A 12,681-nucleotide genomic window follows, 5' to 3' on the forward strand; every position below is an offset into this window, starting at 1 on the left:
CTTGCCGCTCTCCGATCCCTCCTCACCCCGGCCACCCCGGCCCTCCTCGCTGCTGCGCCAGTGCCTGCTGGCGCAGCGGCGCACCCTGGCCGCCGCCGTCGTCTCGGCCGTCGTCAGGCAGGTCGCGCTGCTGGCCATCCCCTGGTGCGTGCAGCGCGCCGTCGACGACGGCATCTCCCGCTCCGACGTCGGTACCACGATCACCTGGGCGCTGGCCGTCCTGGCCGCCGCCGCGGTCCAGTGGGCCGGGCTCGCCGGCTGGCAGTGGTGGGCGAACCTGGCCGACGCCCGGGCGGGCGTCACGCTGCGGCACCGCCTGGTCCGGCACGTCGCCGCGCTCGGCGACGACGACCTGGCCGGGCGGGGCGGCCGGGGCGACCTGGCCATGAGCGTGACCCGGGATGTGGACCTGGTGCGCATCTGGGTGCACGGCCTGACCACCTGGGCGGTCATCGCCACCACGTTCGCGGTCGTGCTGCCCGCCCTGGCCACGCTCGAACCCGTCCTGCTCTACGTGACGCTCGCCATGATCCCGCCGCTGATCCTGGTCAACGTGGTGTTCTCCCGCAGGTTCGAGCCCGCGCTCGCCGAGTTGTCCGACGCGCACGCCGCCCGCGCCGACGCCGTCGCGGACCTGCTGACCGTCGGCGGCGCGCTGCGCGGCCTCGGCGGCGCCGACGTCCTGCTCGGCAGGCACCGCGCGCACAGCGCCCGCGTCACGGAGACGACCATGCGCGCCGCCCGGATCTCGGCGACCTGGTCGGCGCTCGGGCCGATGATCCCCCGCCTGGCGGTGGTCGCCGGGATCGGCTTCGGCGGCATGGCGGTGCTCGCCGGAGACCTCACCGTCGGCGGCCTCGTCGCGTTCACCACGTGGATGGTCACGCTCACCCTGGCCGTCGGCGTGGCCGTCGAACGCTTCGCCGACCGGGGCCAGGCCGTCGTCGCCGCCCGCCGCATCGCCGAGGTCCTCGCGCTGCGCCCGGCGCTCGACCGGCCGTCCGACCCCCTCCCGCTGCCCGCGGACGCCGTCCTCGCCTGCGAGGACGTGACGGTCGTCCGAGACGGGCGGCGGGTGCTCGGCCCGCTGTCGCTTTCGGTGAAGCCGGGGGAGCTGCTGGCCGTGACCGGGCCGAGCGGCTCGGGCAAGTCGACGCTGCTGCGGCTGCTGTGCCGTCGCGCCGACCCCTCGGAGGGGACCGTCTCCTACGGCGGCCTCGACCTGCGCGCCGCCGACCCCGACGAGGTGGCGGCGAGCCTGGTCCTGGTCTCCCAGCGGCCCGTGCTGGTCTCCGGGACCGTCGCCGACAACCTGAGGCTCGGCCGTGACCTGGACGAGGACGACCTGCGTGCCGCCTGCCACACCGCGGCCATCGACCTGCCTCTCGACGCGGAGGTCGGCGAGCGCGGCGGGGCCCTGTCCGGCGGCCAGGTGAAACGGCTCGCCCTCGCCCGCGCCCTGCTCGGCCGACCGGCCGTGCTGCTGCTCGACGACGTCACCTCCGCCCTCGACGAGACGACGGAGGCGCACGTCCTGGACCGGCTGCGCCGCTGGTCGCCGCGGACCGCCGTCGTCTTCGTGACCCACAGGGCCGCGGTCGCGGACGCCGCCGACCGTGTGCTCGACCTCACCGGAGCGGAGGTCTCCCATGGCTGAGGTCGTCATGCTGTCCGACGAGCCGTCCACCAGGAGGCTGCTGCGCCGCGCCTGGCCGTACCTGCGGCCGCACTCGGGCAGGATCCTGCTCGCGCTGCTGCTCAGCCTGGCCGAGAGCGCCGCGCTGGTCGCCCTGGCGCCGTTCATCGGCCTGGCCGTCGAGGCGCTGACCGAAGGCGACCGCGACCGGCTGCTCACGGCCGTCGCGCTGCTGGCCGGGCTCGTCGTCGCGCAGGCGCTGCTGGCCAGGTTCGCCGCGACCACCCTGGCCGACGCGGGAGAGCGGGTCGCCAGGGAACTGCGCGAACGCGCCGCGGAACGACTCGCCGGGGCGCCGCTGCGCTTCATCGAGGCGCACCGCGACGGCTCGCTGCTGCAGCGCGCCACCGGGGAGATCGCCGAGCTGGCCATGTTCGTCCGCACCGCGCTGCCGAACCTGCTCGGCGTCACCGCGACGCTGGCCTTCACCGCCGTCGTGCTGCTCGGCTACTCCTGGCCGCTGACCCTCGTGGTCGTCGCGGTCTTCCTGCCCCCGGCGCTGCTGATCACCCGCTGGTTCGCCAAGGACGCCGGTTCCGCGTTCGGCGCGCACGCCGGGGCGGAGGCGACCATGGCGGGCACCTTCGCCGAGACCCTCGACGCGCGTGAGGAGCTGCGCTCCGCGGGCGGCATGCCCGCCTGGCTGGCCCGTTTCGACCGGGACAACCTGGCCGCCCTCCTCACCCAGCGCCGCACGGTCGTGGTGGAGAACAGGATCGGCGCGATCACCCTGGTCGAGGGGGCGGCCATGGCCGTGCTCCTGGGCTTCGGTGCCTGGCTGGCCGTCGGAGGGCATCTGAGCGTCTCCACCGCGGTCGTCTTCGTGCTGGCCGGGCGCAACCTGTTCGAGGGGTTCGGCGACCTGTCCCAGCTCGCGGGGGAGATGCAGACCGTGAGGGCCGGGCTGGCCCGGCTGCTCGACCTGCTGTCGGCGGGCGCCCCCGAGCCGGGCGGGGACCGGCCGCTGCCCGCCAGGGGAGAGCTGCTGGCCGAGGAGGTCACCTTCCGCTACGAGGACGAGACAGAGGTGCTGCGCGGGGTCTCGGTGCGTTTCGCAGAGAACGCCCACGCCGGGCTCGTCGGGGAGACCGGATCGGGCAAGACGACCCTGTCCAAGCTCCTCAGCGGCCTCTACCGGCCCGACTCGGGGCGGGTCACCTTCGGCGGCGTCGATCTCGGCGAGGCCTCGCCGGAGGAGGTGCGCAGACGCATCGCCCTCGTGCCGCAGGAGGTCCACATGGTCTCCGGCTCGGTCGCCGACAACCTCGCCCTCGCCAGGGGCGAGCCGGGACGCGCCGAGATGGAGGCGGCCTTCGAGACCCTGGGGATCGGCGCGTTCCTCCGAGGGCTGCCCCGGGGGCTGGACACCCCCGCCGGGGACCTGTCGGCGGGGGAGAGGCAGATCCTCGGGCTGGTCAGGGCCGTGCTCGCCGACCCGGCCGTGCTCATCCTCGACGAGGCGACCGCCGACGTCGACCCGGTCACGGCCCGCAGCCTGGAGACGGCGCTCGCCCGGCTGCGCGACGAGCGCGCGCTCATCGTCATCGCCCACCGTCCCGCGACCATCGAGCTGCTGCCACGGCTGGTCGGGCTGCGCGCGGGCGCGCTCGACCCCCGGTACGAGAACTGACCGGGGCCGCCCGTAGCCGGGTGACGGGCGGCCCCGACTTGACGTGAAGGAAACCTGACTCTTTACTTAGGTTTGCCTTACCTAACAATAGTGATCCAGGAGACGCGGGATGCATCTCACCAGGGCCGTTCTCGGCCTCCTCACCGCCGGGCTGGTCGCCCTGACCACCGCGTGCGGTCCCTCCTCGGCCCCCTCCCCGGGCTCGGCGAGCGACCCCTCAGGGGCACCCGCCGCCACCAGGACCGTCCAGACCGTCCACGGCGCCGTCCAGGTCCCCACCGAGCCCAAGAGAGTCGTCTCCCTGCTCAACACCACCGCGGCCGTCCTCGAACTGGGCATCACCCCCATCGCGGTCCTCCAGGAGGCCGAGAGCGACTACTCGCCCGAGGACTGGGCGAAGGTCAAGACCATCCCCGTCATCGGGACCGACGAGACGTCGATCAACTACGAGCAGCTCGCCCAGCTCCAGCCCGACCTCATCGTCAGCACCCAGCGCAGGGAGGAGGACTTCGGCTACGACAAGCTCAGCGCCATCGCGCCGACCGCCTTCTTCGTGACGGAGAACCCGGCCGACGTCCGCAAGGCCCTGCCCGAGATCGCCGACGCGCTGGGTAAGAAGGACGCGATGGCCGGGAAGATCGCCGAGTACGAGGCGAAGATCGCCGAGATCAAGTCCAAGTACTCCGCCGTCCTGGAGAAGACCACCTGGGACTACGTCGAGGGCGGCCCCGAGGGCTTCGTCGCCAACTCCCCGGTCTCCTGGCCCGGCCTGTTCATGGAGGAGACCGGCCTGAAGTTCTCCAAGGTCGCGACCGACGAGCGCGCCAACCGCGGCGTCCGGCTCTCCTACGAGCAGATCTCCCGCTTCAAGGACACCTCCGTCCTGCTGTACGGCGCGCAGCCCGACGGCGGCGTCGACCCCGCGACGCAGAAGCTGCTCGACCAGGGATCGTGGAAGCTGCTGCCCGCCGCGAAGGAGGGGCACGTCTACCCGATCAAGTACGGCTACCAGTACAGCTACAAGGGCGTCCTGGAGATCGTCGGCCAGCTCGAAGCCATCCTCGCCAAGCTCGCCTAGGGATCGTCAGTTCACAAGGACGTTCACCGGAGCGTTCACAAGGAGGAAGAGGACCGAGTGGACCTCCCCTTACCATCGGTGACCCGCACCGCGTCCGCGAAGGCGCCGTCATGACCGCCGGGGAGGGCGTCGGACTCCTGGCGCCCCCGCCGGTCAGGCCGAAGGGAGGCCGGGCGCGCGGTACGGCGCTGCGCTCCGCGGGCGCGCTGCTGGCCTTCCTGCTGCTGGTCCTGGCGGTGCTCGCGAGCCTGGCCATCGGCTCGAAGGCCATCCCGGCCGGAGACGTCGTCAGGCTCCTGCTGCACCCGGACAACTCGGACGCGGCCCACGTCATCCACGACCTGCGCGTCCCCAGGACCCTGCTCGGGATCGGGGTGGGCGCCTGCCTGGCCCTGGCGGGCGCGCTCATGCAGGCGCTGACCCGCAACCCGCTGGCCGACCCCGGCATCCTGGGCGTCGAGGCGGGCGCGGTCATCGCCATCGCGGCGGCCATCGGCCTGTTCGGGCTGCAGGACCTGGGGGGCCTCGTCTGGTTCTCCTTCGCGGGCTCGGCCGCCGCCGCGGTCGTCGTCTACCTCATCGGCTCAAGCGGGCGCTCCGGCGCCACCCCCGTACGGCTCGCCCTGGCCGGGACGGCGGTCAGCGCCGCCCTGGCCTCGGCGACCCAGGCGATCGCGCTGACCGACCCCGAGGCCTTCAAGCAGTACCGCTACTGGGGGACCGGAGCCCTCAGCGGCCACGACATGACGGTCGTGACCAGGACGGTCCCCTTCATGGTCGTCGGCCTGGTCGTGGCGATGTCGCTGGGCAACTCCCTGAACGCGCTCGCGCTCGGCGACGACGCGGGACGCGCCCTGGGAGTACGGCCGGGCCGTACCCGGGTGCTCGGTGTCATCGCCGTCACCCTGCTGTGCGGCGCGGCGACCGCGGCCGTCGGGCCCATCGGGTTCGTCGGCCTGGTCGTGGCGCAGGCCGCCCGGCTGGCGGTCGGTCAGGACAACCGCTGGGTGCTGCTGTACTCGGTGCTGCTCGGCCCCGTGCTGCTGCTGGTGTCCGACATCGTGGGCCGTCTGGTGCTGTGGCCCGCGGAGCTGGAGGCCGGGGTGGTCACCGCCTTCGTCGGCATGCCGGTCTTTCTCGCCCTCGTCCGCCGCAGGAGGATCGCCCAGCTGTGAACGCGCTCAACACCACGAAGCGCCCCGGGTTCACGGTCACCCTCCCCGGGCGTCGCGCCTCCTTCCGCGTCGGCCTCCGGGTCGTGCTGACCGGGGCCGTGCTCGCGGCGGCCGTGACCACGCTGACCGTCCTGGCCATCGGGACCGGGCAGTACCCGATCGCCCCCGGGGACGTGCTGCGCGCCCTCGCGGGCAACGGCCAGCGCGCCCACATGTTCGTCGTCGAGACGCTCAGGCTGCCGCGCGTGCTGACCGGGCTGCTCGTCGGCGCGGCCCTCGGCCTGGCGGGCGCGGTCTTCCAGAGCCTCACCCGCAACCCGCTGGGCAGCCCCGACATCGTCGGTTTCACCACGGGCGCCGCGACCGGCGCGCTCATCCAGATCATCGTGCTCGGCGGGGGGATGGTCGCCGTCGCGGGCGGCGCCCTGGCCGGGGGCCTGCTGACCTCCCTCGTCGTGTATCTCCTCGCCTTCAGGGACGGGGTACAGGGCTACCGGCTGATCCTGGTCGGCATCGCCGTCAACGGGGGGCTGGTGGCGACCAACATCTACCTGATCGCCCGCGCCGAGTTCGCCGACGCCCACGTCGCGGCGACCTGGATGACCGGCAACCTCAACGGGCGCGGCTGGGGTCATGTGAACCTGCTGGTCGGCACGCTCCTGGTCCTCGTCCCCGTCACGCTGGCCTTCGGCAGGCGGCTGAAGTTGATGGAACTCGGCGACGAACTGGCGACCGCCCTGGGCGTGCGGGTGGAGAGCTCCCGGCTCTGGCTCATGCTGCTCGGGGTCGCCCTCACCGCCGTGGCGACGGTCGCCTCGGGGCCCATCCCGTTCGTCGCGCTCGCCGCCCCCCAGCTGGCCCGAAGACTCGCCAGGTCCGCCGCCCCCGTCCTGGTCCTGTCGGGCCTCATGGGCGCGCTGCTGCTGGTCGCCGGTGACATGGCCGCCCAGCGCCTGCTGGCCCCGACCCAGCTTCCCGTCGGGGTGATGACCGGCTCCCTCGGCGGTGTCTACCTGGTCTGGGTCCTCGTCTCCGGCTGGCGCAAACGCTGACCGCCCGGGTCTCCTGTACGGCCCGCGCCAGGGCTGGGGGTCCGAAGCGCGGGCCGTACAGGTAAGCCCGGCAGCCCCTCGCCGGAGTCACCCGTACGGCCGGTTTCCCGGGGTTTCCCGGCGTTTCCCGGGGGCGGACGGGAAACGCGTCCGATCCGCGGCTTCGTATCCCCGAATCACTCGCTCATTCGGCGCCGGACCGGGACGGGCGGTCGCCGGAAAACCCCTGGAAGGGCCCCGTGGCCTGGGCTCGCCGGGTCTTTCTCCGGCCCGAATCGGGTGACCTTTTCCTGGGATATGTCCGCCATGACATTCCGTCAAGTATCGATATTTCTCATTTTTCACTCAATAACCAATATGGGTGATCTATGGGTATAAACTGCGACTGTTCCTGGTTTGGTGTTGTCTTTCCATCTTTGCCGTGTTCGGTAGACCCGGTGGGATGGCAGGCGACGCGGCTCTCCCGGCGGGGCGCGGACGGCACCACCCGCGCGTGGACATCCGAGATCACGGACGGCGTGGGCAGGTGGGAATGACGACGGTCGGCGAACCGGATCAGTCCGCCCGGGACGGGAGACGGCCGCCGCCGGGCCCGCCCGGCGGAGCGGCGCGGTGGTACCGCCGGGACCCGCTGGGGTTCGTCGAGTGGGCGGCCCGCGAACGGGGCCCGATGTTCCGGCTTCCCGACGACGGGTCGCTGTGCGTGGCCGACCCGGTCGAGGCCCGGCGCATTCTGCACGACCCCGAGGGCGACTACGACGAGGTGTCCGACTTCTTCCACGTCCGCGGCGGCCGGTTGGGGCCACGGGCGACGCAGGTCGCGATCGGGCGGGCGGCACGTGCGACACTGCGCGCCCACCTGACCGCCGGCCGCGAACGGCTGCCCGCCGTCGTGGCGGAACTGGGGGAGGACAGCGAGTGGCCCTCGGCCGGACGCGTCGCCGCGTACCGGTTCCTGGACGAGGCGCTGCTGCGCCCGGACAGCCCGGCGGCGCTGCGGGAACTGATGACGCGGGTGGTACGGCGCGGCGTCCTGATCCGCTTCGGCGGCCCGCTGGCACGTACGGCGCAGCGGGCACTGTGGGCGCGCGTGGTGCGGGCGGTCGCCGACGAGGCGCGCGCCAGGCGGGCCCGGACGGAACGGCGGCCGGAGCCGCCCGGCGACCTGCTGGACGCCGTACTCGGAGCCACCCCGCCCGGCACGCCCGCCACCCAGGTCGCCCAGGTCTACCTGCTGCTGTTCCGGACCTCGGTGGCACCGGTCGGCCACGTCGTCGCCTGGGCGCTGCTGGCGGCCGCGACCGAGGGCGTCGACCTGGCGGAGGTGCCCGCGGAGTCGGCCGTACGGGAGTCGCTGCGGCTGTGGCCCGTGGCGTGGCTGCTGGGCCGCCCGGTGCGCCGCGCTCACCGGGTCGGCGGTGTGCCCCTGGAACCGGGGGAGAGCGTGTCGGTCTGTTCCTACCTGCTGCACCGCGACGACCGGTACTGGCCGCAGGCCACCCGGTTCCGGCCCGGCCGCTGGGACGGCTCCGGCCCCCACGGACCCTACCTGCCCTTCGGCGGCGGCCCGTTCGCCTGCGCCGGGGCCTCCGTCGCCCAGACCCTGGCCGTCGACCTGCTCTCCGCCGTGACCGACGGCGCCCGCCTTGAGGTGCGCGGCGGCCGGGGACGTCCCCACGTCGCGGGCATCATCACCCCTCCCGGATTCCGGCTGCGCCGTACCCCCACCGGGCCCTGACCGCCGACGGTCACCAGAAGAGGAGGTGAGTCCATGAGGAAGCTGATGCGCCGGGTCACCGGCCGCCGGGTCAACCGGCAGGCGTGGCGCGTTTGGTAGGTCCCCCACCGGCCGCGCCGGGCCCGACGGTCCGGCGCGGCCCCCGGCCGGCTCACCGGAGGCGCGCGTGACGCATGAGGACGAGACGCTGGCGGCGTACGAGGGCATCGCGCCCCGCTACGACGAGCTGAACGCGGGGACGGACACCACCGGGCTGGTGGCGCGCTACGTCGAGATGGTGGGCCGGTACCGCCCGGGCGGGCGGCGGCTGCTGGACGCGGGCTGCGGGACAGGCCGCAGCAGCGTGGCCTTCCGCGAACGGGGGTTCGAGGTGACCGGCTACGACCTGTCACCGGCGATGGTGGCCGCGGCCCGGCGCCGCCCCGGAGCCGAGGGAATCCGGTTCCTGGTGGGACGGCTGCAGCAACCCCCGCCAGGACTGACCGGCTTCGACGCGGTCACCTGCGTGGACGTGCCGATGACCTACCTGACCTCCGAGGACAGGCTGTGCCAGGCGATGGCGGCCGCGCGCGACCAGCTCACCGAGGGCGGGGTGCTGGTCTTCGACATGAACACCATCGGGTACTACCGGCGCGTGTTCGGCGCCCCCACGGTCGTCGACCGGGGGGACCGGTACGTGGCGTGGTTCGCGGAGTCCCCGCCCATCGAGGCCGACACGGTGGTGGTCACCCGGTTCGACCTGTTCGAGCGGTCGGGGACGACCTGGCGGCGGGTCTCGATGCGGCACGTGCAGCGGCACCACTCCGACCGGACGGTACGCCGGGCGGCCGAACGGGCCGGGCTGCGCGTCGTCGCCACCCGAGGACTGGTGGAGACCTCGGCGCGGGAACCGGCCGACGAGGAGAGTCACGACCGGATCCTGTACGTGGCCCGCCGCCCGGCCTGAACCCCGCAGACCCGGTTCCCCGGCCCTCGGCCACCACGGTCACTTGTCCACCCCGGTGCTCATGATGCCGCGCACGAACGTGCGCTGGAAACAGATGAAGAGGATCACCGGGACGGCGATCGTCATCATGGCGCCGGCCTGGATGTAGGCGGGTTTCGTCGAGTACAGGCCGTTGAAGGCGGCCAGGCCCACCTGCAGCGGCTGGAGCTCGGGCCGGCCGGAAAGGTAGACGAGCGGGGTGAAGTAGTCGTTCCAGGTGTAGACGAAGTTGAACAGGATGACGGCGGTGATCGCCGGCCACGCCTGCGGCACGATCACCGAACGCAGCGTGCGCAGCGGTCCGGCACCGTCGATCGAGGCCGCCTCGTCCATCTCACGCGGGATGGTCAGGAAGTACTGCCTCAGCAGGAAGACGCTGTAGGCGTTGGCGAAGAAGGTCGGCACGAGCAGCGGCAGCCAGGTGCCGACCCAGCCGATCTGCACGAAGATGGTGTACGTCGGGATCAGCGTCACCGCGGTTGGCAGGAAGATCGTGGCGATGAGCAGGGTGAACAGCGGCCCGCGGCCGGGGAAACGGAACCGGGCGAAGCCGTAGGCGACCAGCGTGCACGACAGAACGGTCCCGATCGTGCTGATCACCGCCAGCGTGATGGTGTTGAGCAGCAGCCGGGGGAAGTCGATCAGTCGCCAGACCGCGGCGTAGTTCGACCACTGCGGTGCCAGCACCCAGCTGGGTTCGAGGGTGCGCCAGGAGCCGCGCCAGACGACGGTTCCCTTCTCGGGAGCCGCCGGGTCGAGGAACTCGCTCTCGGCGCGCCCCTTCTTCACCAGGGCCAGTTCGCGGACCGCGCCGTCGAGCGGCACCCGGTACACGTCGTACTGCCGGCCCTCATGGGTGAAGGTGCGCGGGTCGGACGGCAGCAGCGGCGCGTGCGCCTGGCTGATCTGCCGCTCGCTCTTCAGCGACGACAGCGCCATCTGGGCGAGGGGCGACAGGAACGCCACGACGATGCCGAACATCACGATCGTCATCAGCGCCGTCCGGATGCGGCGGGCCGCGTACGGGGTCACCGGGTCACCTCTCACTCGTGTAGTGGACCCAGTGCCTGGACAGCCGGAACAGCACCAGGGTCACGACAAGGGTGATGACGAACAGCAGCCACGCCAGCGTCGATCCGTAGGACATCTCCTGATAGGTGAAGAAGGTCTGGTACAGGTAGAGGTTGAAGAAGCGGGTCGCACCGCCGGGGTCGCCGCTGCCGTCGAAGAGCACCAGCGGGATGAGGAAGTACTGCATGACCTCGACGACCGCGAGGATCATCGTGTAGAAGATCACCGGCGACATCATCGGGACCGTCACGTGCCACAGCTGGCGCCACCATCCGGCACCGTCGAGCCGGGCGGCGTCGTACAACTCGGTGGGGATGCCGCGCAGCCCCGCCAGGTTGATGATGATGCCCGAGCCGAGCCCCCACAGGCCGATCATGACGAGCCCGGGGATCACCCAGCTGGGGTCGCTCAGCCAGCTCGGCGCGTCTCCGACGCCGAGCACGCGCAGCGCGGTGTTGATCCATCCGTCGTCGACCAGCATGTTCTGCCAGATCAGCGCGCTGGCCACGAACGGCACGACGTACGGCATGAACAACAGCACCCGCAACAGCCCGGTGCCGCGCACGTACCTGCTGTTGACCGCGACCGCGAGCAGGAACGGCAGGACGACGACCAGCGGCAGCCAGAGCAGGGCGAAGCGGGCGGTCACCCACAGCGAGGCCCACGCCTGCCGGTCGGCGAAGAGCCGCTGGTAGTTCGCCAGGCCGACGAACATGAGCGGCTCCCGCTCGGTCAGCGAGATGTTGAGGAAGGTGAAGACGAACGTGGCCGCCATCGGGACCGCCGTGAACGCGAGGAACCCGATGATCCACGGAAGGACGAACAGGAGCCCGTGCCGGGCCTCCCTGCGGGCCACCCAGGATGTGGTCTCGCTCCTCATGAGCGGTTCCACACGTCCTGGATCTCCTCGCGCATCGCCTTGAGCTGGGCGTTCATGTCGAGCCCGCCCTGGGTCATCCAGCGGCTCCTGTAGGTGCCGAGGATGGTGAGCGTCTGGTTGTACTTGGGCGTGTACGACTCCGAGTGGGGGTTGTCGGCGAAGGCCACGCTGTCCTTGGCGACCTGCCAGTCGACCTTGTTGGGGAACTGCCCGGCCAGCTTGGCGAAGAAGGCGTCCTGGTCGGCGGTGCGGGCGGGCATCGCGCCGTACGCGGAGAGCAGTTCCTGGGAGGCCGGGCCGACCAGGTAGCTCAGGAACTCGAAGGCCTCGGCGGGGTGCTTGCTGCCGGCCAGGATCCGGAAGGTGTCCGCGCTGGTGGGTGAGGTGGTCCTGCCCTTGTAGGAGGGCATCGCCGCCAGGTCCCAGTCGTCGCCCGCGCCTGCCACGCCGTAGGTGGACCACAGGAAGTTGACGCTCATCGCGACGTGCCCGGAGAAGAAGGCGGCGCCGTCCCCGTTGAACTGCTCGGTCTGGAAGACGGGACCGGTCATGATGAACCGGTCCTTCCACATGCCGTCGTAGAAGAAGCGCCAGGAGTCGGCCCAGGCGTCGGGGATCTTCACGGTCTTGCCGTCGCCCGTGTCCAGTGATCCGGCGGCGAAGGCGGCGCCCTGGTAGCGCAGGTCGTCACGGGCCGGTTCGAAGCCGTACTGCACGATCTGGCCGGGGTCGAAGCCCTCCTGGGTCGCGTCCTTGCCGTTCTTGTCGACGGTGAGCTTGAGGGCCAGCTCCCTGAGCGTGTCGTAGTTCCACTCGCTCTGGCGGCCGTCGGGCCAGGTGTACTTCTCGCCGTACTTGTGCGGCGGCTCGGCCAGGCCGGCCTCCTCGAACATGTCGGCCTTGTAGTACAGGGTCGAGGGGTAGATCGCGAACGGGACGCCCTCCTGAACGGAGCCGATCCGGTAGAGGTCGGCGCTGCCCTTGGCGTAGGGGCTGAGGTCGAAGCCGCTGGACTTGATGAGCGGGGCCAGGTCGAGCCACTGGCCGTGGAAGGCGGCCGCACCGCCGACCCCCACGGGACCGGCGAGGTCGGGCACGTTGCCCGAGGCGATCTGGGTGGCGAGCGTGTCGCGGGCGGAGTCGTAGGTGACGACCTCCAGCTTGACCTTGATCCGGCGCTGGGAGGCGTTGAACCTCTCGATCACCTTCTGCTGCGCCTTGACCTGTTCGGCCTGTTCACCGGTGCCGAGGCAGCAGTACCAGCGCAGCTCGACAGCCGCGTCGTCACCGCCGGGAGGGGCGTCTGCTCCACAGGCGGCCAGCGTCGTGGCCAATAAGATCGCGGCCAGGGTGTGCCATAACCGATTCATGTGTCT

At 71.9% G+C, this 12,681-nt stretch carries 10 protein-coding genes; 7 read left to right on the forward strand and 3 right to left on the reverse strand.

What is annotated here, in order from left to right; all coding sequences use genetic code 11:
• Position 1: 1 nt before the first annotated feature.
• From ABT340_RS04090 to ABT340_RS04120, 7 genes are all read left to right on the forward strand, one after another.
• Positions 2 to 1,657, forward strand: a complete 1,656-nt coding sequence (locus ABT340_RS04090) for an ABC transporter ATP-binding protein (protein WP_352009152.1) — start codon at positions 2 to 4, stop codon at positions 1,655 to 1,657.
• Positions 1,650 to 3,326, forward strand: a complete 1,677-nt coding sequence (locus tag ABT340_RS04095) for an ABC transporter ATP-binding protein (RefSeq protein ID WP_352009153.1) — start codon at positions 1,650 to 1,652, stop codon at positions 3,324 to 3,326. The genes ABT340_RS04090 and ABT340_RS04095 overlap by 8 nt, the downstream gene beginning before the upstream one ends.
• 109 nt (positions 3,327 to 3,435) lie before the next feature.
• Positions 3,436 to 4,404, forward strand: coding sequence for an ABC transporter substrate-binding protein (locus ABT340_RS04100; RefSeq protein ID WP_352009154.1), 969 nt, complete (start codon positions 3,436 to 3,438; stop codon positions 4,402 to 4,404).
• 110 nt (positions 4,405 to 4,514) lie between these two features.
• On the forward strand, positions 4,515 to 5,579 hold the full coding sequence (locus ABT340_RS04105; RefSeq protein WP_352009155.1) for a FecCD family ABC transporter permease: 1,065 nt from the start codon (positions 4,515 to 4,517) through the stop codon (positions 5,577 to 5,579).
• Positions 5,576 to 6,631, forward strand: coding sequence for a FecCD family ABC transporter permease (locus ABT340_RS04110; protein ID WP_352009156.1), 1,056 nt, complete (start codon positions 5,576 to 5,578; stop codon positions 6,629 to 6,631). Before ABT340_RS04105 ends, ABT340_RS04110 begins: the two co-directional genes overlap by 4 nt.
• Before the next feature lie 532 nt (positions 6,632 to 7,163).
• The gene (locus ABT340_RS04115) at positions 7,164 to 8,369 is read left to right on the forward strand and encodes a cytochrome P450 (RefSeq protein WP_352009157.1); all 1,206 of its coding nucleotides are present in this window, start codon (positions 7,164 to 7,166) and stop codon (positions 8,367 to 8,369) included.
• 166 nt (positions 8,370 to 8,535) lie between these two features.
• Complete coding sequence (locus tag ABT340_RS04120) at positions 8,536 to 9,315, forward strand: class I SAM-dependent DNA methyltransferase (RefSeq protein ID WP_352009158.1); 780 nt, start codon at positions 8,536 to 8,538, stop codon at positions 9,313 to 9,315.
• 39 nt (positions 9,316 to 9,354) lie between these two features.
• Here ABT340_RS04120 and ABT340_RS04125 read toward each other — a convergent pair whose 3' ends face one another.
• Genes ABT340_RS04125 through ABT340_RS04135 form a run of 3 tightly spaced genes read right to left on the reverse strand, consistent with a single transcriptional unit; the run spans position 9,355 to position 12,675 of the window.
• On the reverse strand, positions 9,355 to 10,386 hold the full coding sequence (locus tag ABT340_RS04125) for a carbohydrate ABC transporter permease (RefSeq protein ID WP_352009159.1): 1,032 nt from the start codon (positions 10,384 to 10,386) through the stop codon (positions 9,355 to 9,357).
• Positions 10,387 to 10,390: 4 nt separating this feature from the next.
• Complete coding sequence (locus ABT340_RS04130) at positions 10,391 to 11,305, reverse strand: carbohydrate ABC transporter permease (protein WP_352009160.1); 915 nt, start codon at positions 11,303 to 11,305, stop codon at positions 10,391 to 10,393.
• Positions 11,302 to 12,675 carry an ABC transporter substrate-binding protein gene (locus ABT340_RS04135; protein WP_352009161.1) on the reverse strand — a complete coding sequence of 458 codons (1,374 nt, stop codon included), beginning with the start codon at positions 12,673 to 12,675 and terminating at the stop codon, positions 11,302 to 11,304. The genes ABT340_RS04130 and ABT340_RS04135 overlap by 4 nt, the downstream gene beginning before the upstream one ends.
• Positions 12,676 to 12,681 lie beyond the last annotated feature (6 nt).

Source organism: Streptosporangium sp. NPDC000239 (assembly GCF_040300765.1).
Lineage (GTDB): Bacteria > Actinomycetota > Actinomycetes > Streptosporangiales > Streptosporangiaceae > Streptosporangium.

Excerpts from the sequence above, each read along its gene's own strand:
- ABT340_RS04100 (WP_352009154.1), top strand. The coding sequence starts at position 3,436 with ATGCATCTCACCAGGGCCGTTCTCGGCCTCCTCACCGCCGGGCTGGTC.
- ABT340_RS04105 (WP_352009155.1), top strand. The coding sequence starts at position 4,515 with ATGACCGCCGGGGAGGGCGTCGGACTCCTGGCGCCCCCGCCGGTCAGG.
- ABT340_RS04115 (WP_352009157.1), top strand. The coding sequence starts at position 7,164 with ATGACGACGGTCGGCGAACCGGATCAGTCCGCCCGGGACGGGAGACGG.
- ABT340_RS04130 (WP_352009160.1), bottom strand. The coding sequence starts at position 11,305 with ATGAGGAGCGAGACCACATCCTGGGTGGCCCGCAGGGAGGCCCGGCAC.
- ABT340_RS04095 (WP_352009153.1), top strand. The coding sequence starts at position 1,650 with ATGGCTGAGGTCGTCATGCTGTCCGACGAGCCGTCCACCAGGAGGCTG.
- ABT340_RS04135 (WP_352009161.1), bottom strand. The coding sequence starts at position 12,675 with ATGAATCGGTTATGGCACACCCTGGCCGCGATCTTATTGGCCACGACG.